Origin of the sequence: Xanthomonas sp. fls2-241-TYG-148 (assembly GCF_030208815.1) — a bacterium.
GTDB lineage: Bacteria > Pseudomonadota > Gammaproteobacteria > Xanthomonadales > Xanthomonadaceae > Xanthomonas > Xanthomonas campestris.
The window spans coordinates 303,221-324,551 of record NZ_JARVTE010000003.1 but is presented as its reverse complement, the minus strand read 5'-3'; the positions used below and the strand labels follow the sequence as shown (position 1 = coordinate 324,551).

At 66.0% G+C, this 21,331-nt stretch carries 19 protein-coding genes and 1 pseudogene; 16 read left to right on the top strand and 4 right to left on the bottom strand.

Annotation, left to right across the window (positions count from 1 at the left end; all coding sequences use genetic code 11):
* Window positions 1-15 precede the first annotated feature (15 nt).
* Window positions 16-249, bottom strand: a pseudogene (locus QRM60_RS06710) (IS5/IS1182 family transposase); the annotation flags it as partial.
* A gap of 181 nt (window positions 250-430) precedes the next feature.
* A complete protein-coding gene (gene htpG, locus QRM60_RS06705) occupies window positions 431-2,335 on the bottom strand; it encodes a molecular chaperone HtpG (protein ID WP_285445842.1) in 1,905 nt (634 codons plus the stop codon).
* 240 nt (window positions 2,336-2,575) lie between these two features.
* On the opposite strand from htpG, the gene rsmD reads away from it, so the two are divergent.
* From rsmD to QRM60_RS06665, 8 genes are all read left to right on the top strand, one after another.
* Window positions 2,576-3,199, top strand: a complete 624-nt coding sequence (gene rsmD / locus QRM60_RS06700) for a 16S rRNA (guanine(966)-N(2))-methyltransferase RsmD (protein WP_014508078.1) — start codon at window positions 2,576-2,578, stop codon at window positions 3,197-3,199.
* Window positions 3,196-3,702, top strand: coding sequence for a pantetheine-phosphate adenylyltransferase (coaD, locus tag QRM60_RS06695; protein WP_011037533.1), 507 nt, complete (start codon window positions 3,196-3,198; stop codon window positions 3,700-3,702). The genes rsmD and coaD overlap by 4 nt, the downstream gene beginning before the upstream one ends.
* A 50-nt stretch (window positions 3,703-3,752) precedes the next feature.
* On the top strand, window positions 3,753-4,250 hold the full coding sequence (locus QRM60_RS06690) for a hypothetical protein (RefSeq protein ID WP_014508077.1): 498 nt from the start codon (window positions 3,753-3,755) through the stop codon (window positions 4,248-4,250).
* A gap of 58 nt (window positions 4,251-4,308) precedes the next feature.
* Window positions 4,309-4,461: a hypothetical protein gene (locus tag QRM60_RS06685; RefSeq protein WP_019237562.1), complete on the top strand. Its 153-nt coding sequence runs from the start codon at window positions 4,309-4,311 to the stop codon at window positions 4,459-4,461.
* On the top strand, window positions 4,452-4,736 hold the full coding sequence (locus QRM60_RS06680; RefSeq protein ID WP_003489796.1) for a YfhL family 4Fe-4S dicluster ferredoxin: 285 nt from the start codon (window positions 4,452-4,454) through the stop codon (window positions 4,734-4,736). Before QRM60_RS06685 ends, QRM60_RS06680 begins: the two co-directional genes overlap by 10 nt.
* Window positions 4,733-6,514: a gamma-glutamyltransferase gene (ggt, locus tag QRM60_RS06675; RefSeq protein ID WP_285445841.1), complete on the top strand. Its 1,782-nt coding sequence runs from the start codon at window positions 4,733-4,735 to the stop codon at window positions 6,512-6,514. Before QRM60_RS06680 ends, ggt begins: the two co-directional genes overlap by 4 nt.
* Window positions 6,515-6,546: 32 nt before the next feature.
* The gene (locus tag QRM60_RS06670; protein ID WP_285445840.1) at window positions 6,547-6,690 is read left to right on the top strand and encodes a hypothetical protein; all 144 of its coding nucleotides are present in this window, start codon (window positions 6,547-6,549) and stop codon (window positions 6,688-6,690) included.
* Window positions 6,691-6,808: 118 nt separating this feature from the next.
* Window positions 6,809-8,569 carry a glycoside hydrolase family 9 protein gene (locus QRM60_RS06665; protein WP_285445839.1) on the top strand — a complete coding sequence of 587 codons (1,761 nt, stop codon included), beginning with the start codon at window positions 6,809-6,811 and terminating at the stop codon, window positions 8,567-8,569.
* Window positions 8,570-8,831: 262 nt separating this feature from the next.
* On the opposite strand, the gene upp is transcribed toward QRM60_RS06665, so the two are convergent.
* A complete protein-coding gene (upp, locus tag QRM60_RS06660; protein ID WP_011037528.1) occupies window positions 8,832-9,464 on the bottom strand; it encodes a uracil phosphoribosyltransferase in 633 nt (210 codons plus the stop codon).
* Window positions 9,465-9,615: 151 nt separating this feature from the next.
* Between upp and QRM60_RS06655 the strand changes: the two genes are divergently transcribed.
* The 4 genes from QRM60_RS06655 to QRM60_RS06640 all read left to right on the top strand — a co-directional run bounded on the left by QRM60_RS06655 (window position 9,616) and on the right by QRM60_RS06640 (window position 15,693).
* The gene (locus QRM60_RS06655) at window positions 9,616-12,177 is read left to right on the top strand and encodes a TonB-dependent receptor (protein WP_285445838.1); all 2,562 of its coding nucleotides are present in this window, start codon (window positions 9,616-9,618) and stop codon (window positions 12,175-12,177) included.
* Window positions 12,174-13,295 carry a phytase gene (locus QRM60_RS06650; RefSeq protein ID WP_225042524.1) on the top strand — a complete coding sequence of 374 codons (1,122 nt, stop codon included), beginning with the start codon at window positions 12,174-12,176 and terminating at the stop codon, window positions 13,293-13,295. The genes QRM60_RS06655 and QRM60_RS06650 overlap by 4 nt, the downstream gene beginning before the upstream one ends.
* A 5-nt stretch (window positions 13,296-13,300) precedes the next feature.
* Window positions 13,301-14,686 (top strand): metallophosphoesterase family protein, encoded by a 1,386-nt coding sequence (locus QRM60_RS06645; RefSeq protein WP_115556266.1) that lies wholly within the window; start codon window positions 13,301-13,303, stop codon window positions 14,684-14,686.
* Window positions 14,687-14,985: 299 nt separating this feature from the next.
* Complete coding sequence (locus QRM60_RS06640) at window positions 14,986-15,693, top strand: glycosyltransferase (protein ID WP_285445837.1); 708 nt, start codon at window positions 14,986-14,988, stop codon at window positions 15,691-15,693.
* Window positions 15,694-15,946: 253 nt separating this feature from the next.
* On the opposite strand, the gene QRM60_RS06635 is transcribed toward QRM60_RS06640, so the two are convergent.
* Window positions 15,947-17,443, bottom strand: a complete 1,497-nt coding sequence (locus QRM60_RS06635; protein ID WP_285445836.1) for an aminotransferase class III-fold pyridoxal phosphate-dependent enzyme — start codon at window positions 17,441-17,443, stop codon at window positions 15,947-15,949.
* A gap of 120 nt (window positions 17,444-17,563) precedes the next feature.
* On the opposite strand from QRM60_RS06635, the gene QRM60_RS06630 reads away from it, so the two are divergent.
* The 4 genes from QRM60_RS06630 to yajC all read left to right on the top strand — a co-directional run bounded on the left by QRM60_RS06630 (window position 17,564) and on the right by yajC (window position 21,023).
* Window positions 17,564-17,995 carry an Lrp/AsnC family transcriptional regulator gene (locus tag QRM60_RS06630; protein WP_012438075.1) on the top strand — a complete coding sequence of 144 codons (432 nt, stop codon included), beginning with the start codon at window positions 17,564-17,566 and terminating at the stop codon, window positions 17,993-17,995.
* Between the two features lie 247 nt (window positions 17,996-18,242).
* The gene (gene queA / locus QRM60_RS06625) at window positions 18,243-19,313 is read left to right on the top strand and encodes a tRNA preQ1(34) S-adenosylmethionine ribosyltransferase-isomerase QueA (RefSeq protein ID WP_285445835.1); all 1,071 of its coding nucleotides are present in this window, start codon (window positions 18,243-18,245) and stop codon (window positions 19,311-19,313) included.
* A gap of 78 nt (window positions 19,314-19,391) precedes the next feature.
* A complete protein-coding gene (tgt, locus tag QRM60_RS06620; protein WP_285445834.1) occupies window positions 19,392-20,537 on the top strand; it encodes a tRNA guanosine(34) transglycosylase Tgt in 1,146 nt (381 codons plus the stop codon).
* 132 nt (window positions 20,538-20,669) lie between these two features.
* Window positions 20,670-21,023, top strand: coding sequence for a preprotein translocase subunit YajC (yajC, locus tag QRM60_RS06615; protein ID WP_011037519.1), 354 nt, complete (start codon window positions 20,670-20,672; stop codon window positions 21,021-21,023).
* The last annotated feature ends 308 nt before the right edge of the window (window positions 21,024-21,331 follow it).

The following is a 21,331-nucleotide window of genomic DNA, read 5'->3' as shown; positions in this document are numbered from 1 at the left end:
ATTCACCCCGTGTCTTCAATACCAATACCTTGGGGATAGTCTGATCAACGTGGCTAGAAAATGCGGTGAGTCACATTGGTCGCGCTGACTGAGCTCAGGCGTTGGTTTTTCGCTATTTTCGGCGCATTTCGGGTGTTGCCCCGATTTCAACCACACCTTGCCCAGGGTAGGTATCAATTTTTTTCTATTCAGCCATAGGTTCGACAGCGAAAAGAGCGTCAGCACCTGCGCAGTGTTCTTGACCAGACCGGGTGCGCTTGCCAATTTACTCCGCTTAGCCGAAAGACAGTTGCATCGAGATCGTCTGCTCGGTTCGTTGATCCAATGTGGCAGCATCAAAGGGAGTTGCTCAGGCCTTCTCTAAGTAAGCATCGTCTCAAAAACAAGACCGGCAATTACGCCGGTCTTAGAGGCTCAAATTTGATGTGGCCTAAGCCGACAACTCCAACAACAACTTATTCAACCGCCGCACGTAACCGGCCGGATCCTTGAGGCTATCACCCGCCGCCAGCGCAGCCTGGTCGAACAACACCCGGCTCAGGTCGCCGAAGCGGTCCATATCCTGTTCCGCATCCAGTTTCTCGATCAGCGGGTGGGCCGGGTTGAATTCGAACACCGGCTTGGTTTCCGGCACGGCCTGGCCGCTGGCTTCGAGCAGCTGACGCATCTGCAGGCCCAGGTCGCCCTGTCCGATGGCCAGGATGGCGGGGGAGTCGGTCAGGCGGTGCGAGACGCGCACTTCGGCCACGTCGTCGCCCAGGGCGGCCTTGATGCGCGAGGCCAGGCCCTCCTTGGATTTGGCCACTTCTTCCTGCGCCTTCTTGTCTTCTTCCGAATCCAGCTTGCCCAGATCCAGATCGCCACGGGCCACGTCCACGAACGACTTGCCGTCGAATTCGGTGAGGTAGCTCATCAGCCATTCGTCGATGCGGTCGGTGAGCAGCAGCACTTCGATGCCCTTCTTGCGGAACACCTCCAGGTGCGGGCTGTCCTTGATCTGCGCGTAGCTTTCGCCGGTGAGGTAGTACAGCTTGTCCTGACCCTCGGTCATGCGGCCCACGTAATCGGCCAGCGCCACGCTTTGCGCGCCGGTGGTGTCGTGGGTGGACGAGAAACGCAGCAGGCCGGCGACCTTTTCGCGGTTGGCGTAGTCCTCGGCGGGGCCTTCCTTCAGCGCCTGGCCGAAGTTGCGCCAGAAGGTGGCGTAGTCCTCGGGCTTGTCCTTGGCCAGTTTTTCCAGCATGTCCAGCGCACGCTTGGTCAGCGCGGACTTCATCGAATCCACCACCGGGCCGGACTGCAGGATCTCGCGCGAGACATTGAGCGACAGGTCGGCCGAATCCACCACGCCCTTGATGAAACGCAGGTACAGCGGCAGGAACTGCTCGGCCTGGTCCATGATGAAAACGCGCTGCACGTACAGCTTCAGGCCCTTGGCCGAATCGCGGTGGTACAGGTCGAACGGGGCGCGGCCGGGTACGAACAGCAGCGAGGTGTAATCCAGCTTGCCTTCGACCTTGTTATGGCTCCACGCCAGCGGATTACCGGCATCGTGCGCGACGTGCTTATAGAACTCCTGGTACTCCTCGTCCTTGATCTCGGACTTGGGGCGGGTCCACAGCGCGCTGGCGCGGTTGACCACTTCCCACTCGGGTTCGGCGGGCTTGTCGGCGTCTTCGCCGTAGTGCTCCTTGCGCATTTCGATCGGCAGGCCGATGTGATCGGAATACTTCTTGAGGATGTCGCGCAGGGTCCAGCCATCGGCAAAGGACTCTTCGCCGTCCTTCAGCTGCAACACGATGCGGGTGCCGCGCTCGGGCTTGTCGACGCTGGCGACCTCGAACTCGCCCTCACCGCGCGAGGACCAATGCACGCCGTCGCTGGCGGGCAGGCCGGCGCGGCGCGAATACACATCGACCTGGTCGGCAACGATGAAGGCGCTGTAGAACCCCACGCCGAACTGGCCAATGAGGTTGGCGTCCTTCTTCTGGTCGCCGCTGAGATGCTTGAGGAAGTCGGCAGTGCCGGACTTGGCGATGGTGCCCAGGTGGGACACGGCGTCCTCGCGGCTCATGCCGATGCCGTTGTCGTCGATGGTGACGGTGCGCGCCTCCTTGTCGAAGTCGACGCGGATGCGCAGCTCGCCGCTGCCTTCCAGCAGCTCGGGCTTGACCAGGGCTTCGAAGCGCAGCTTGTCGGCGGCGTCGGCGGCATTGGAAACCAGTTCGCGCAGGAAGATTTCCTTGTTGGAATACAGCGAGTGGATCATCAGCTGCAGCAGCTGCTTGACCTCGGTCTGGAAGCCCAGCGTCTGCTTGTCGGTATCAACGGTCATTGTGGTCGTGCTCCGTGGTGGCCTGGGCCGCTGTGCGGCCTATGGCCTGGGGGATGAGGCTGCATGCGAAATTTTTCAAGGCCCCACCGCAGGATTCAGCAATGCAGCGGCCGCCCGGGGCACGGCGCGGCCATGGCGGCCGCAGCGCTATCATGGGCACCGGTTCTTTCATTGCCTGCCCATGACGCCTGCCGCCCTGTTGCTGCCTTGCCTTCATCAGCCGACCACGTGCGTGCGCCGATGAGCCGCGCTGCACGGCCGGCCAGCGGCGCGGCGGAAGGGCAGGTGCGCATCGTGGGCGGGCGCTGGCGCAATACGCGTTTGTCGGTGCCACAGCTGCCCGGGTTGCGGCCCAGCAGCGACCGCGTACGCGAAACGCTGTTCAACTGGCTGATGCCGCGCCTGGCTGGTGCGCGCGTACTTGACCTGTTCGCCGGCTCCGGCGCGCTGGGGCTGGAGGCAGTCTCGCGGGGTGCCGCGCATGCGCTGCTGATCGAACGCGACCCCGGGCTGGCGCAACGCCTGCGTGAGCACGTGGCCCGGCTGGGCGCCGCCGAGCAGGTGCAGGTGCTACAGGACGATGCGCTGCGCTGGCTGGAGCGCGCGCCCACCAGCCAGGTGGATCTGGTGTTTGTCGACCCGCCATTCGCCGCCGGTTTGTGGGCGCCGGTGCTGGAACGGCTCTCGCCGCATCTGGCTGCAGAGGCCTGGCTGTACCTGGAAACGCCGGCCGAGCTGCCGCCGCAGGTACCGCCGGGCTGGCACCTGCACCGTGAGGGCGCCACCCGTGAGGTGCGCTATGCGCTGTATCGCCGGGCCGCTGCTACACTGAACGGCGATCCGACCCCGGTAGCTTCCGTATGAGCGTGGCCAACAGCCGCACCGCTGTCTATCCCGGTACCTTCGACCCGATCACCAATGGCCATATCGACCTGGTGAATCGCGCCGCGCCGCTGTTCGAGCGTGTGGTGGTGGGCGTTGCCTACAGCCCGTCCAAGGGCCCGGCGCTGCCGTTGGAGCGGCGCGTCGAACTCGCCCAGGAAGCCCTGGCGGCGCATGCCAATGTGGAAGTGCGCGGTTTCGATACCTTGCTGGCGCATTTCGTGCGCGACATGGGCGCCGGCGTGCTGCTGCGCGGCCTGCGTGCGGTGTCCGACTTCGAATACGAATTCCAGATGGCCAGCATGAATCGCCATCTGATCCCGGAGGTGGAAACGCTGTTCCTCACCCCGGCCGAGCAGTACAGCTTCATCTCGTCTTCGCTGGTGCGCGAAATTGCGCGGCTGGGCGGGGATGTGTCCGGCTTCGTTCCGGCGTCGGTCGTCGATGCCTTGCGCCAGGTGCGTGAATCGCGCGCCCAGGTCTGAACCGTCTCAACAGTCAACACCACCACACGCTTTTCAAAGGGAGGAGTTTCATGAAACACACCATGCGCGCGCTGGCGCTCGCTTCGATCGCCGCTCTGGCCGTCACCGCCTGCAAGAAGGAAGAGCCGGCACCGACCGCCGCTGCCGCTCCGGCTGCGCTGACCGCTCCGGCCAAGGACGACAACGCCGGCTGGAAGAAGTACCTGCAGGAAGTGGTTGGCCAGAACCTGGGCACCACCACCAACAGCCCGTTCCTGTACTACTTGCCGCCGGAATCCGATGCCGAGTTCGCCGGCAGCTACGAGCGTCAGCTGGAAAGCGTCAAGACCGCGCTGGCCCGTGGCGTGCAGCCGGGCAACATGCTGGCCTTCGGTTCGTCGGCCTCCACCAAGATGGCCGACCTGATCGAAGCCGCGTTCAAGGACGTGCAGCCGGATTCGATGAAGGGCGTGCGCGTGTTGTTCATCGGCAATGCCGCCGAGAACGCGCGCGTGCAGACCATCATCCAGCCCAAGGGCGCGGAATACATCTTCGTTGAAGCCAAGTAATGCCGTACCAGGCCGGGTGCGCGGGAGGGCGCATCCGGCCGCGGCGTGGAAACGCACCATGCTGCTGACGTTGCACTCCATCCGGGTCGGCCCTTCGGGGCCGTTCCCCGACACCGCCACCGGCGGCGTCCATCGCAGTGCCTGCGCCGTCGCGCGCGAGCAGCTGCTTCGCCTGGGCCTGGCCCCGCAGGTGGCCTCCACATGTCGCTGAAGATCAACGAGCTGTGCGTCAACTGCGACGTCTGCGAGCCGGCGTGCCCGAATCAGGCCATCTCGATGGGCGAAACCATCTATGTGATCGATCCGGCGCGCTGCACTGAATGTGTGGGTCATTTCGACGAGGCGCAGTGCGTGGTGGTGTGCCCGGTCGAATGCATCGACCCGGACCCGGCGATCCCGGAAACACATGATCAATTGCTGGCCAAGCTCATGCAGCTGCAGCGCGATCATCCCGAACTGTACGAACAGGAGCCTCCCGCCCCGTGATCACTTCCCCCCGACGCTTGTTCCCGCGTGGCCTGTTGTTGCTGGCCTTCGTGGTCGCCCCAGCCGCGTGGTCGGCCCAGCCCGACGCCGCAGCGGCCACGCCGCCGCCTGCCGGCACCGCCACGCATCCGCCGGGTGCGGCGGTCGCCAGTGGCCACGCGCTGGCCACCGATGCCGGGCTGCAGATCCTGCGCGAAGGCGGCAATGCCTTCGATGCGGCGATCGCGGTGTCGTCCACGCTGGCGGTGGTCGAACCAATCAGCTCGGGGCTGGGCGGCGGCGGGTTCTTCCTGTTGCACGAGGCCAAGACCGGCAAGGACGTGATGCTGGACGCGCGCGAGTACGCGCCGGAGTCCGCCACTTCCGCACAGTTTTTGGACAAGAACGGCGGGCTGGACCGCGACCGCTCGGTCAATGGCCCGTGGTCGGCTGGCATCCCCGGCTTGCCGGCGGCGCTGGTGGAACTGGCGGCCAAGCACGGCCGGCTGCCGCTCACCCAATCGCTGGCACCGGCGATCCGCATCGCTACCGACGGCTTCCCGGTGTATGCGCGCATGGCCAAGGGCTACGCCTCGCGGCGCGAAGTGATGGAGCGCTACCCCGGCACGCGCGAGGTTTACTTGCGCGGCGGAAAACCCATTGCCGAAGGCGACGTCTTCAAGCAGCCCGAGCTCGCACACACTCTGACGCTGCTGGGCGACAAAGGCTTTGACGGTTTCTACAAGGGCGAGACCGCCAAGAAGCTGCTGGCCGGCGTCAAGCAGGCCGGTGGGCGCTGGACCGCGGCCGAGCTGGCCGGGTATCAGGTCAAGGAGCGCACGCCGATCCAGTTCGATTACCGCGGCTGGAAGGTCACCACCGCGCCACCGCCGTCCTCCGGCGGCATTGCACTCGCGGCGATGCTGCAGATCCTGGAAGGCTGGGACTTGAACACACTCGACGACGCGCACCGCACCCATTTGGTGGTGGAAGCGATGCGCCGCGCTTACCGCGACCGCACCTTTTTCCTGGGCGACCCGGACTTTGTCGATGTGCCGCAGCGCGTGCTGACCAGCAAGGATTACGCGCAGGGCCTGCGTGCCACCATCAATCCGGACAAGGCCACGCCGAGCAACCTGCTGTCGGGCAACCCGACGCCGCTGGAAGACGACGAGACCACGCACTTTTCCATCATCGATGGCGAAGGCAACCGCGTGGGCGCCACCCAGACGGTGAACCTGCTGTACGGCTCCGGGCTGATCCCCAAGGGCACCGGCGTGCTGCTCAACGACGAGATGGACGACTTTGCGCTCAAGCCCGGCACCCCGAACGCGTTTGGCGTGATGGGCTATGCCGCCAACGCGCCCAAGCCGGGCAAGCGCATGCTCAGCTCGATGACGCCCACCTTCATGGAGTCGGCCGACAAGGTCGCCGTGCTCGGCACCCCGGGCGGCAGCCGCATCATCACCATGGTGCTGCTCGGCATCCTGGGTTACGACGCCGGCCTGGACGCGCAGCAGGTCAGTGCCTTGCCGCGTTACCACCACCAGTGGTTGCCGGACGTCATCGAGGCCGAGAGCAATGCGTTCTCGCCGCAAACCGCCAAGGCGCTGGAAGCGATGGGCCACGCGCTCAAGTTGCCGGGCGACACCGCCGAGGGCGGCCGCGGTTCCAGCCACGTCTGGGGTAATTTCCAGACCGTGGAATGGGACAAGCGCCGCAATGTGCTCAGCGGTGGTAGTGACCCGCGCAATCCGGTGGGCAAGGCCGAGGTGCAGCTGGCAACGCCGGCGCGGTAAGTCCCGCGCCTGCGCCGTTCAGCGGAGCAGGCATGACGGAAGCGTTCGACGAACGCGCGCTTTTGCTGATGCGTGATCTTGTGCGCGATCTTGCTCAGCGGCTCGGCTCTGAGCGGCAAAGTGATCAGCAACGCCGCGCTACGAAACGTTTCAGGTGGGCCTGCACACAGTACTGACCCACGCCGGCCCAAGCGCTTGCACGCCACACCTTCGCCAGCAGTAATGCGGTTTGGCGCAGTGGCCTATGCCGGGATTGGACTTGTCGGTGTGCGTCGATTTGGCGACCATCGTGGCATGACCATTTTCCAGACCCTGCTCACCGCCATGGTGATCGCATCGCCCATCGCCGCCTGTGCGGCGGACACGACCGGCACTGTCGGCACCACGCCGGCCGCTGGCGCCACCATCCACGTCAACCAACTCGGCTATCTGCCGGGCTCGGCCAAGCTGGCGGTGGTCGGCTTGCCGGCGTCCGCTGCGGCCGGTCCAGACCGCTTCACGGTGGAGGATGCCAAGGGCGCTCGCGTGCTGGAGGGCAACTTGTCGCCGGCGGCCAGTTGGGCACCGGCGGGGCAGCAGGCACGGGTGGCCGACTTTTCCGCGCTGCGCACGCCGGGTACGTATCGGTTGAAGATCGCCGGCATGCCGGCGTCGGATGCATTTCCGATTGCAGCGAGTGCCTACCAGCCGGTCGTGGATGCTTCGCTGAAGGCGTTCTACTACAACCGTGCCAGTACCGAGTTGCCGGCACAATTTGCCGGGCGCTACGCGCGCGCGGCCGGGCATCCGGACACCGATGTGCGCATCCATCCGTCGGCGGCGTCTGCCGCGCGCCCGGCCAACAGCGTGATCAGCGCGCCCAAGGGGTGGTACGACGCGGGCGATTACAACAAGTACATCGTCAATTCCGGCATCAGCACCTACACCTTGCTGGCCGCGTATGAGCACTACCCGGCGCTGTTCAAGGCGCAGGCACTCACCATTCCCAACGATGCGCCTGGCGTGCCGGGCATCCTGCAGGAAACCTGGTGGAATCTGGAATGGATGCTGGCCATGCAGGACCCGGCCGATGGCGGGGTGTACCACAAGCTCACCGACAAACAGTTCGATGGGCTGGTGATGCCGGACCAGGCCAAGCAGCAGCGCTATGTGGTGATGAAGGCCACCGCCGCCACGCTGGATTTCGCCGCGGTGATGGCGGCGGCCAGCCGCGTGTATGCGCCGTTCGACAAGCAGTATCCAGGCGCGTCGGCGCGCATGTTGAAGGCCTCACGCAGTGCCTGGGCGTGGGCGCAACAACACCCGAACGTGATCTATCGCCAGCCTGACGACGTGCGTACCGGCGGCTACGACGACGCCACCGTAGACGACGAATTCGCCTGGGCAGCAGCGGAGCTCTATGTGAGCACGCGCGAGGACGCGTTCTACGACGCCATGCTGGCGCGCAACGTGCCTGCCAGCGTGCCGGGGTGGAGCAATGTGGGTGGATTGGCCTGGATGTCGTTGGCCGCCCACCGTGAGCAGCTCACGCCGCATGCCGACCGCGCACGTATCGAAGGCGAAATCAGCGGGCTGGCGCAGCGCCTGGGCGACCAGTGGCAGGCATCGCCGTGGCGTTTGGCCATGGCCGATAATGACTTTGTCTGGGGCAGCAACGCGGTGGTACTCAATCAGGCCATGCTGCTGCTGCAGGGCTACCGGGTGACGCAGCAGCGTCGTTATCTGGATGCGGCGCAATCGCAGCTGGACTACATCCTGGGGCGCAATCCGCTGGGGCTATCGTTCGTCACCGGGGTCGGGCAGCGCACCCCAATGCATATCCACCATCGCCCATCCGAAGCAGACGGCATCGATGCGCCCGTGCCGGGCTGGCTGGCCGGTGGCCCGCAGCCGGGCCAACAGGATGCGAAGGACTGCAAGGTGGCATATCCGTCCAAGCTGGCCGCGCTGTCGTATCTGGACAACACCTGCAGCTACGCAACGAACGAGGTGGCGATCAACTGGAATGCGCCGCTGGTGTATGTAAGTGCGGCGATCGAGGCGTCGACGCGCTGAGGCAGGCTTCAGCGCGTCGACGCGGTTTTTCCTTCTCCCGTCGGGAGAAGGTGGCGCATAGCGCCGGATGAGGGGCGCCTCAGCGAAATGCCGTGCCTGACATGACAAACGCGTCGCTACGCGTCGGCAGAAGTGAATCGCCGCCAGCATCGCTTGCCGTACCCTCACCCCAACCCGCTGCGAGCCCCGGCCCGCGCCAAGGCACGCGCGCCAATGGCGCGCAAGCGGTGGCTTCTCGCCCCGGGGGGAGAGGGGCTTAAGCTCACTCCACCCGCGTACCAAAAATCCGGTCGCCGGCGTCGCCCAGGCCGGGCAGGATGTAGCCTTTTTCGTTGAGGTGGTCGTCGATGGCGGCGGTATAGACCTCCACGTCCGGGTGCACCGCTTCCAGCGCTTTCAGCCCTTCGGGCGCGGCGACCAGGAAGATGCCCTTGATGCGCCGTGCGCCAGCGCGCTTGAGCATGTCGATGGTGGCGATCAGCGTGCCGCCGGTGGCCAGCATCGGGTCCAGGATCAGCGCATCGCGTTCTTCCAGGCGGCCGGTGAGGCGCTCGAAATACGGCACCGGTTGCAGGGTTTCTTCATCGCGCTGCAGGCCGACCACGCTGACGCGCGCAGCGGGAATCAGTGCGAGCACGCCCGGCAACATCCCCAAGCCGGCGCGCAGGATTGGTACCAGGGTGATCTTGGCGCCGGCGATGCGTTGCACTTCCACCGGCCCGGCCCAGCCCGGCTGCACATGAGATTCGGTGTCCAGATTGGCCGTGGCCTCGTAGGCCAGCAGGGTGCCCAGCTCGGTCACCAGTTCGCGGAAGCCCTTGGTGCTCAACGCTGCATCACGCAGCAGGCCGATCTTGTGCTGGACCAGGGGGTGACGGACTTCGACGATTTTCATGGGCGGCAGCGTGCGGGAGAGGCCCACAGTGTGCCGCAGCCGGCCGCAGCGTCGCCACACAGGGTCTGTGATGGTGCTTGCATATGTCATGTCGGTGAAACGTCGCAGACATAGTGTGCACACCCATTCTTAACCGATTGGGGAAGCACTCGTGTTGAACAAGACTCCGCTCTGCATGGCGATCACGCTGACGTTGGCCTCGGTCGCGTGGAGCCCGCTGGCACAGGCGGCAGAAGAGGCGGTCGCGACCGGTGCAGCCAGCGGCGCGGCGGCGATCGACCTGGAACGACTGGAAGTACGCCCGCAGCTGGAAGCGCAGGAGCGCGCAGTCGATCTCAAGCGCGCTTCCGATGCGATCCAGGATGCGGTGGCCTCCGATGCGATGGGCCGTTACCCCGACAAGAATGTTGCAGAATCCTTGCAGCGCCTGCCCGGCGTCAGCGTCACCCGCGACCAGGGCGAGGGGCGCTTTGTGGTGATCCGCGGCCTGGATTCGTCGCTCAACAGCGTGACCATCGACGGCATGAGCATGGGGACGCCGGAAGACGGCACGCGCTCGGCGCCGCTGGACGTGATTCCGTCCGATTCCACCGAGCGCTTGAAGGTCGTGAAGTCGCCCACGCCGGACATGCCGGGCGATTCGATCGGCGGCGCCATCCAGGTGGAATCCACCTCGGCGTTCGATCGCGACGGGCGCACCCTGCGCGGGTCGATCGAAGGCAGCCACCAGTCGCTGTCGGGCAAGACCAGCCCCAAGGGCGCGTTCAATTACAGCGACATCTACAACGGCACTTTCGGTGTGGCGGTGGGTGTGAACTATCAGGACCGTGAGTTCGAATCCGACAACACCGAAGTGGCGTACGACAGCTTCGACGGTGGCGCTGCCGATGACCTGTTCGCCGGCGAAGTGCAGCGTCGCAAGTACTTCATCGAGCGCACCCGCATGGGTGCCAACCTCAATCTGGACTGGCGCCCGGACGCCGACAACCGCTACTACCTGCGCTCGCTGTACAGCCGTTTCGACGATGCCGAAACACGCCAGCGCACCATCTTCGGGCTGGCCGATGGGGAGGTCAGCGCCAACGGCGATGGCACTTACGACGTGGCCGACCTGCCAGCGGACAGCATCTCCAAGCGGGTGCGCTACCGCACCAAGAAGGAAGACAACACGGCGATCAGCTTCGGTGGTGAAAACCGCCTGAGCGCTGCAACGGTGGACTACAAGGTGGGCTACACCAAGACCACCGAACGCGTAAACGACGAAATGGAAGCGCGCTTCGACTACGACGGCGACGATCTGTCGGCCACCGTGGACCAGCGCAGCGGCATCCCGCGGCTGGGGTTCTCTGACAACGGATGGCAGAGCAACCAGGACTTCGTGTTCGACCGCTTCGTCGTGTCGCCCAAGACGGTGGACGACAGCGAGCGCAGCGCGCAGGTCAATGTGCGCTTCGACGGCGAACATTCCAGCCTGAAGATGGGTGTGCTCGGTCGCTGGCGCGAGCGCGATGTGGACGTCAACGAACAGGAGCTGCGGCGTGGCCCGGCGATCGATCTGAGCAGCTGGACCACCGCCGCACCGGAGCACCGCGGCGGCACGCTGGGCGAAAGTATCGGCTCGGACGGCATGCGTCGCTACTGGCGCGCGTCGGGTGGGTTGTACAGCGCACGTCCGCAGGACGTGGGCGGCAACCAGCAGGTCTCGCTGCAGGACGACTACACCGCCACCGAAGACGTCTTCGCCACCTATGCCATGGGCACCTGGGACATCGGTGCGCTGCGCATGATTGCCGGCGTCCGCGTGGAAAACACCCAGTTCAACGCCACCGGCAACCAGGTGGACGTGGCCGAAAACGGCCGCACCGCCACGGTCACGCCGCGCGAGGCTTCTAGCAGCTACACCAATGTGTTGCCGGGCCTGCACCTGCGTTACGACAGTGGCAACGACTGGGTGATGCGCTTTGCAGCCAACAAGACCTTGTCGCGCCCGTCGTTCGGCGATGTGTCGCCGCGCGTGAGCATCAACCGTGGCGATGAAGAAGTGAGCATCGGCAACCCGGACCTCAACCCGTATCGCTCCACCAACCTGGATCTGTCGTTCGAAAAATACATTGGCAGCACCGGCCTGGTGTCGCTGGGCGTGTTCAACAAGTCGATCGACGATTACATCGTGCAGACCCTCAGCACCACCGACGCCGAATTCCCGGGCCTGCAGGTGACGCGCTCGATCAATGGCGACACCGCCAAGGTGCGCGGCGCCGAGTTCAACTGGCAGCAGACGCTGGACTTCCTGCCCGAAGGCTGGAACGGCTTGTTGGTCGGCGCCAGCGCCACCGCCCTGGACAGCGACTTCGACCCGGGTCTGAGCAACCGCGCCGGCGACGACTTCATGCTGCCGCGCTCGTCCAAGCGCATCTACAGCGGCCATCTGGGCTATGAAAAGTATGGCTTCAGTGCGCGCGTGGCGGCTGTGTATCGCAGCGAATACCTGGACACCATCGGCCAGAGCCGCGCGTACGATATCTATGTCGCGCCACACACCCAACTGGATGTCAGCATGAGCTATCAGTTCAACAGCCACGTCAGCCTGTATCTGGAAGCGCAGAACCTGCTCGACGAGCCGTTGGAGCTGTACCAGGGCGTGCCTTCGCGCACGCTGCAGAACGAAGAGTACGGCCGCACCTATGCGCTCGGCCTGAAGGTGGCGCTGTGATGGCCGCGCGCCACATCCTGCAGACCACAGTGCTCGCCGCTGCGGTGGCATTGGCCGGTTGCGCCAGCGCGCCGGCCGACCGCGAAGCCGACGAGGCGCTGCTGCAAGACCCTTTGCTCAGCGAGTCCAAGGTCGCGCATCAGGTGGTGCCGGAGGCCTTCATTACGGCGTTGACGCCTGCCGACAACCTGGATTCGCCGGCCAGCTGGATTGCGCCGGATGGTAGCCGCTGGCTGATCGCCACCGCCAAGGCCACGCATGCGCTGGTGGTGTTCGATGGCGACAGCGGCAAGCGGTTGCGCGTGGTGGGCGGCAAGGGCAAGGCGCTGGGCAAGCTGGATCGTCCTAACGGGATCTCGGTGGTCGATGATCTGGTGTTCGTGGTGGAGCGCGACAATCGCCGCGTGCAGGTGTTCTCACTGCCGGACTTCAAGCCGTTGGCCGCCTTCGGCCAGGACGAACTGCGCGAACCGTACGGGCTGTGGGTGCGCAAGCACGACGGCGGCTACGAGGTGGTGGTCAGCGACAACTACATGTCGCCGGCCAACAAGGACACACCGCCGCCGTTGGCCGAGCTTGGCCAGCGGTTCCGCCGCTATCAGCTGCAGACCGCAGGGCAGGGCTGGAACGCCACGCTGACGCAGAGCTTTGGCGATACCACAGAGGCCGGTGCGGTGCGCATTGCCGAATCGGTCTTTGGCGACGAGGCCAACGCGCGCCTGATGATTGCCGAGGAAGATGTCGCGGTAGGCACGCAGTTGCGTGAGTACGGCATGGATGGCCGCTATCGCGGCCGTAATGTGGGCACGGGCTTGTTCAAGGCGCAGGCCGAAGGCATGACCTTGCTGCAGTGCGCCGACGGCAGCGGCTACTGGATCGCCACCGACCAGTTCAAGGACCGCAGCGTGTTCCAGGTGTTCGATCGGCAGAGCCTGGCGCCGGTCGGCGCGTTCGCCGGGCGGGTGACCGCCAATACCGATGGCGTGTGGCTGGACCAGCATGGCGATGCGCGCTTCCCGGGTGGGGTGTTCTACGCGCTGCACGACGACCAGGCCGTGGCCGCATTCGATTGGCGCGACATCGCGCGCACGTTGCGCTTGAAGGACTGCGCACCGTGACAGTGATGCAGCAGTCGTTGAAGCAGCATTCGTTACGCGCCGTGCTGGCGTTACTGGCGCTCGCCGGTGTGCCCGCCGTGGCTGCCGACAAGGCGGCCGAGCCGAACACGCAGGTGCCGCTGGGCTCGACGCACTACGTGGCCGATGGTTTCCCGGACCGGATCGTCGCCACCCCGGCGCAGGATGCCGCGCGAGGCTTCGCAGTGGCCTGGCGTACCGATGCCAGCGTCACTGCGCCCTGGCTGGAACTGGTGGTGGCCGGCGATTCGCCGGATGTGGGCACGCCGCGGCGCATCCAGGCCACGACCGCGACCTTGAGTTCGGAAAACGGCGCCTCGCATCATCACCGCGCCGACATCGACGGACTCACGCCGGACACGCTCTACGCCTATCGCGTGCAGGGCCACGGCACGTGGGGCGCGTGGAATCACTTCCGCACCGCGGCCACGCCCGACACGCCGCTGACGCTGCTGTATTTCGGCGATACGCAGAACAAGAATCTCAGCCTGGTGTCGCGGGTGATTCGTCAGGCCTGGCGCTCCGCACCGGAGGCGCGGCTGGCGTTGTTCGCCGGCGATCTGGTCAGCGGCAAGGACGGCCAGGACGATAACGAGTGGGCCGAATGGTTCGAAGCCGGCCGCTGGTTGCTGGAAGGCACCGCGGTGGCGCCAGCACCGGGCAATCACGAATATCACGAAGACGCCGAAGACACCCCGCAGGCTACGCGCGTGCTCGGCGGCCATTGGCCGGTGACCTTCGCGCTGCCGCGCAACGGCCCGGCGGCCACCGCGCGCACCAGTTACTGGTTCGATTACCAGGGCGTGCGCATCGCAGTGCTCGACGGCACCTCGGCGCTGGATCTGGGCACCGGGCAGGCACAGGCGCAGTGGCTGGACGGCGTGCTCGCCGACAACCCGCATCCGTGGTCGATCGTGCTGATCCATCAGCCGTTCTTTTCGCCGCGTGCCGACCGCGAGAACGAAAAGCTGGTCGAGCAAGTGTTGCCGGTGATCCGCCGCCATAAGGTCGATCTGGTGCTGCAGGGCCACGACCATACCTACGGCCGTCGCGGCGATGACGGCGGCCAGCCAACGCCGGTGTTCGTGGTGTCGGTAGCCGGCCCCAAGCAGTACCGGCTCTCGGACATGGCGCGCAAGACCATGCGCCCGGTGGGCGAAGACACCCAGCTGTATCAGGTGCTGCGCATCGATCAACAGAAGCTCGTCTACGAGTCGCGCACGGCGACCGGACGCTTCTACGATGCGTTCGAGCTGCAACGCCGCGCAGATGGGTCCAAGCAGCTGATCGAGCACGAAGCGGGCCGGATTGCGCCACGCGATTGCCCGCGCAGTGCCACGCTCAAGGGGCGGGCGGATCGCTGTTGGGAATGATGGCGTGTGGTCTGCGCGCGGTTGCTGACATCGTGCGCAGCGTGATGCGCTAGCAGCTGCCGTTGCATAAAAGCGGCATGTGGCGCTTGCATCGGAGCATCGATCACAGGGCTTGCCGGAAAGCTGTCGCTGCATCGGTCATCGCGCTTAATAAAAGCTTCACGGTCTACATCACGGGATGACAGCCGGACAACGGCGCGAATGGGATTAGACAAGGCCTGAGCCGAATCTCTCCCGCGCGCGTGCCACCAGCATGCGGACTGCCGAGAGGTGCGGCGCCCCCAGCCGTGAGGCCGCCGATGATTCCGCACCAGTTCCACCTGACCGCGCCCAGCAAGCAGTTGCTGTGGGAAGAACGCAGGATCCAGGCCCGATTGCAGCGCCTGCTGCCGGGCTGGACCTGCAATGTCTGGGACGACGCCGACAATTCCGCGCTGATGCGCAGAGCGTTCCCGGAACTGGCCGATCGCTTTGAAGCCATCCGCTTCGGCGTCATGAAGGCCGACATCGCCCGCTGTGCCTACATGCATGTCTACGGCGGTTTCTACTTCGATACCGACTACAAATTGCTGCGCACGCTTGGCCCGGATGTCTTGACCCAGGCCTGCGTGCTGCCCGTGGAAGAGGGCGCGCCAGACAACGCGGCGTTCAAGATCGGCAACGCGGTGTTTGGCTCGGAGGCGGGCCATCCGTTCTGGCGGGCGTTCATCGAGCACATCTTCAGCGCGCACGCGCCGGAGTTGCTGGAGGACCATCGGCAGATCCCGATGATGTCCGGCCCACGTGGAATGACGCGGTTCTATAACGCCAATGGTGCCCAGTTCGCGGACATCGTGTTCCCGGCGCGCGATGCGTTTCATCCCGACCGCACCTGGTTCGGGCTTGGCCACCGCGGCGGCGCCACGGCAGTCGGTTCGCATCTGTGCTGGGCGTCGTGGCGCGGCAAGTCGCCGCGTCGCGCCGTTACCAACTACCTGCGCCGGAAGTTGAGTGCCGTGCCTATCTGATGAAGTCCAAGCGGCTTACTGGCGTTTTACGTTTGCGAATGCGGTTGCGGCGACCTCATGGGGCGCCGCACCTGTGTTGTCGTGTGGTTGTTGCGGTGCAGATAACCAGCGACACGGCCGACGAACGCGCTACGACGCATCGCCGTCACCCGGTGCCAGATCCACTGCTCGGCGCGTTTCACATGCCGCCAGCACCAGTTGCACGGTGCTGGCGGCAAGTCACCTCACCAGCACTCAACCTGCTCGCCAGCCCTCAAGCCGCCTCGGCCTGCGCCTGCCGCGGGCCTTCCTTGAGCGCTTTAGCGATCAGGCCCACCAGCAGGTCGAGTTCGGCTTCGTCCATGCCGAAGTGCGGGGTGAAGCGCAGCGAATTCTCGCCGCCGTGGATCACGTTGACGCCGTGGTGGCGCAGCCACTCCTCGGTGGAGCCGGCGCCGTAGCACTTGTACTGCGGTGCCAGTTCGCAGGAGAACAGCAGGCCGGTGCCCTGCACCTTGGTGATCAGGCCGCCGAGCTCGGCCTGCAGCGCTTCGAGCTTGCGCAGTGCCTGTGCACCGCGCAGGCGGATGTTGTCGCGGATCTGCGGGGTGAACAGCGCCAGCGTGGCGCAGGCCACATCCAGCGCACGCGGGTTAGTAGTCATGGTGTTGCCGTAGGTGCCCTTGCGGTACACCTGCGCGGCCTGCTCGGTCACCGCGAGCACCGAGAGCGGATATTGCGCGGCATTGAGCGCCTTGGAATAGGTTTCCAGGTCCGGCGGATCGAGCTGCTCGAAACCGGGGTAATCCACCACCGACAGCACGCCGTGCGCACGCAGGCCGGCCTGGATCGAATCCACTAGCAGCAGGCTGCCGTGGTTGCGGGTCAGCGTGCGCGAGGCAGCGTAGAACTCCGCCGGCAGCGCACGGCCCGGGTCGCCTTCGCCCATCACCGGCTCCAGGAACACCGCCTCGATGAACCAGTGGTTGCGCGCAGCCTCATCGAAGGCACGCTGCAGGGCGGCGATGTCATACGGCGCAATCGCAATCACCGAGTCTTCGTCGCGGTAGCTGGCCAGATACTTGCTGTAGGTCTTGCGGCTGGAATCGGAATACAGCCCCGGGCGATCGGTGCGGCCGTGGAAGCTGCCCTTGACCACCAGGCGCTTGATGGTGGCGCCGGCGTGGCGCGCACCCGGGTCGGTGTGCAGCTTGGCGTTGGTGTCGACGATGCGCGCGGCCAGGCCCACCGCTTCGGAGCCGGAGTTGAGGCACATGAAGCGCGCGAACGGGCAGCCGCCGCGGGTGTGGCCGATCTCCGCACGCAGGGCGCGGTCGAGCTTGCGCTGCGCCAGGCTGGGCGTCATCACGTTGGCCATCACCTGCGGGCGCGCCATGGCGTCGAGCACCGCCTCGGGCGTGTGGCCGAAACCGAGCATGCCGTAGCCGCCGGCGTCGTACAGCACCGCGCCCTTGAGCGTGATCACCCACGGGCCGCGCGCGGCCAGCGCCACGTACGGCGTTACCGCGTCGTCGGCGTAGAAATTGATGAAGCCGTCCTGCACCGCGCTGATCTGCGCGTCTTCGTCCAGGTCCAGCAGATCGGCAACCTCCGCCTGCACCAGGGCGTATTCGCTGCCGGCGGCCTCGATGGCCTGGCGCAGGGTGGGGTGGTCGGCAGCCAGGCGTTCGACGGTGGCATCGTCCAGGCCGGCGGTCAGGCGGCGGCCGGCGTGGGCACGCAGCGGGGCGAGCGGGGCAAGGACAGACATGCGCATCTCCTGAAGCGGTGGCGTTCCCGTCACATTAACGGCAGTGGATCGTCGTTTGGCAGCGCCGATCCGGGCAGGAATTGAGGTATGTTCGTCGATTCGACGAAATGAATGGCCGAAATGAAGATCACACCCGCCGACGAGCAGTTGTTGTCCCTGCTGCGCGAGGACGCGCGCGCCTCCACCGCGCAGATCGCGCGCCGGCTCGGGCTCTCGCGCACCACGGTGCAAAGCCGGCTGGAGAAACTTGAGCGCGAAGGCGTGATCAGCGGCTACACCGTCCGCACCCACGACGCCTACGAACACGGCCGCATCCGCGCGCACATCCTGATCACCGTGCTGCCGAAAAAGATGCCCGCGGTGGTCAAGGCCCTGCGCGAGATCGCCGACGTCCGCGCGCTGCACTCGGTCAGCGGCCCCTACGACCTGATCGCCCTGGGCGTGGTCGGCGGCGTAGACGCCATGGACGTGCTCACCGACGCCATCGGCGCCATCGACGGCGTGGAGCGCACTACCAGCTCGATCATCCTGTCGACGAAGTTCGAGCGGTGAGGGCGGGGAATCGTGAGTCGGAGATCGGGGATCGTAAGAGCCATTATTCGCGAACGAACGAAGCCCCTCTCCCCCCGGGAGAGGGGTTGGGGTGAGGGTACGGGGCGAAGCCCATGTGTCTTTCAACTCTATGAGGCTTCGCCCGCACCCTCATCCGGCGCTGCGCGCCACCTTCTCCCGGTGGGAGAAGGATGTGTTCGGAATGTCCCGCTAAACTAGCGCCCCCAAACCGCTGTACCGCCACGCCTTGAAGAAGTCCGATTTCCATTACGACCTACCCGACGAACTGATCGCCCAGGCGCCGTTGGCCGAGCGGGCGGCCAGCCGTTTGCTGGTGGTGCCGCCGACGCCGGCGGCCTTCAGTGACCGGCAGGTGCGCGATCTGCCTGAGCTGCTGCAGCCGGGCGACCTGCTGATCTTCAACGACACCCGGGTGATCCCGGCGCGGTTGTTCGGGCAGAAGGCGAGCGGCGGGCGGGTGGAGATCCTGATTGAGCGGCTGCTCGGCGGGCAGCAGGCGCGGGCGCAGATCGGCGCCAGCAAGTCGCCCAGGGCCGGCAGCGTGATCGCGCTGGACGCCGGTGGCCAGGCCGAGGTCCTGGGCCGCGAGGGCGAGTTCTACCTGCTGCGTTTCGACATCCCCGCGCCGCTGGAGCACTGGCTGCTCGACGCCGGGCGCCTGCCGCTGCCGCCGTACATCCGCCGCGAGCCGGGGCTGGACGATCGCGAGCGCTACCAGACCGTGTTCGCGCGCGAAGTGGGCGCGGTCGCTGCGCCGACCGCCGGCCTGCATTTCGACGAAGCCCTGCTGGCGCGCCTGCGCGAGCGCGGGGTGGAGTTCGGCCATGTGACCTTGCACGTGGGCGCCGGCACCTTCCAGCCGGTGCGCGTGGATGCGCTGGACAAGCATGTGATGCACACCGAGTGGCTCAATGTGGGCGCCGCGCTGGTCGAGCAGGTGCGCCGCACCCGTGCGCGCGGTGGCCGCGTCATCGCGGTGGGCACCACCGTGGTGCGCTCGCTGGAAAGCGCCTGGCGCAAGACCGACGACGCCCCGGACGGCGAATTGCAGCCGTTCGCCGGCGAAACCCAGATCTTCATCCTGCCCGGCTACCGCATCCGCAGCGTCGATGCGATGGTCACCAATTTCCACCTGCCCGAAAGCACGCTGCTGATGATGGTCTCGGCCTTCGCCGGCCGCGACCGCATCTTCGCCGCCTACGCACACGCCATCGCGCAGCGCTATCGCTTCTTCTCCTATGGCGATGCGATGTTGTTGTGGAGCCGGGAATGGGGAATCGGGAATGGGGAATCGTAGGGCTTGCCGCCACACGTTCCGCCATCGCCACCCGCTTCTCCGATTCCCAACTCCCGATTCCCCATTCCCGGCCTTCCAATGTCCCGACTCCAGTTCCAGCTCCAGACCACCGACGGCCATGCGCGCCGTGGCCGCCTGACCTTTCCGCGTGGCACGGTGGAGACGCCGGCGTTCATGCCGGTGGGCACCTATGGGTCGGTCAAGGGCATCCTGCCCGAGCAGATCCGCGCGCTGGGCGCGGAGATCATCCTGGGCAACACCTTCCATCTGTACCTGCGCCCCGGCCTGGACGTGATCGGCGACCACGGTGGCCTGCACGGGTTTGCGCGTTGGGACGGGCCGATCCTCACCGACTCGGGCGGCTTTCAGGTGTTTTCGCTGGCGCATCGCCGCAAGATCACCGAACAAGGCGTCACGTTCTCCTCGCCAACCGACGGCGCGCGGGTGTTCCTGGGGCCGGAAGAGAGCATGCAGATCCAGAAGGTGCTCGATTCGGACATCGTGATGATCTTCGACGAATGCACGCCGTACCCGGCCACCGAAGACGTCGCGCGGCGTTCGATGGAGCTGAGCCTGCGCTGGGCGCAGCGCTCGCGTCAGGCGCATGACGGGCTGGGCAACGACGCGGCGCTGTTCGGCATCGTGCAGGGCGGGGTGCACCCGGACCTGCGCAACCGCTCGCTGGACGGGCTGCAGGCCATTGGCTTCGACGGCTATGCCATCGGCGGCCTGGCGGTGGGCGAGCCCGAGCACGAGCGCAATGCCATGCTCGAACACCTGCATCCGCGCCTGCCGGCCGAGCGGCCGCGCTACCTGATGGGCGTGGGCCGGCCGGAGGATCTGGTCGAAGGCGTGGCGCGCGGGGTGGACATGTTCGACTGCGTGATGCCCACCCGTAACGCCCGCAACGGCCACTATTTCACCTCGTTCGGCACGGTGCGCATCCGCAACGCCAAGTACGAACGCGACCTGGACACCATCGAGCCGGGCTGCGGCTGCCACGCCTGCAGCAGCGGCTACACGCGCGCGTACCTGCGGCATCTGGACCGCTGCAACGAGATGCTGGCGCCGATGCTGGGCACCCTGCACAACCTCTGGTACTACGAAAAACTGATGGCCGACATGCGTGCGGCGATCGCGGCGGGAACCTTTGTGGAGTTCCGGCGGTCCTTCTATGCGGCACGCGGCGCCACCACGCCGCCGCTGCCCGGGGAATCCAGCTGAGACCTGCCGTCCGTGCCCTGGCGCGGACGGCGTGGGACCTGCATGGCATAATTCCCGGCTGTTCCGCTCCGGCGGTACCTGAATGGCGAGCGGGCCGCTGGGCGCGCTGGCACTAAACCTAGGATGCATAGAATGAATCTGCTCGATTTCCTGATCCCCGTCGCCCAGGCGCAGGCCACTGGTGGCGCGCCGGCCCCCGGCCCGATGGGAAGCCTGTCCACCTTCGCGTTGCCGATCATCCTGATCGCGGTCATGTACTTCCTGATGATCCGCCCGCAGATGAAGCGCCAGAAGGAACACAAGGCGTTGCTGGACAAGCTGTCGCGTGGCGATGAGGTCATCACCTCCGGCGGCGTGGCTGGCGTGATCACCGATATCGGCGAGAACTTCATCACCGTGGAAGTGGCCGACAACGTGCGCATCCGCGTGCAGCGCAGCGCCGTTGGCCACGTGCTGCCCAAGGGCACGCTGAAGTCCGCCAGCTAAGTCGCGTGATCGGCAGCGGGCACCGTCCGGCGCTGCCGGCAGGTGCTCGAAAACGGCAGGGGCCGCTCGTACACTCCGCTGTCGTTGCGCTGCCAATGCGTGCTTGGGTCCGCCCAAGACGTCGCTGCAAGTGAACACCTGCAACACCACAGCTGCGCGCACCCTCTGGTGGGCGCAGTCGGTGCACGAAGTCGGACCACGCCCCCGGGCGCTTTTGCTCCATGCACTGCCCGTATCCACCGGATGACCGCTCGCGACGCTGTATCGGCCGCCTGAAGTCGTTCTCACTGCTAGGCGTGGCGCCGGGA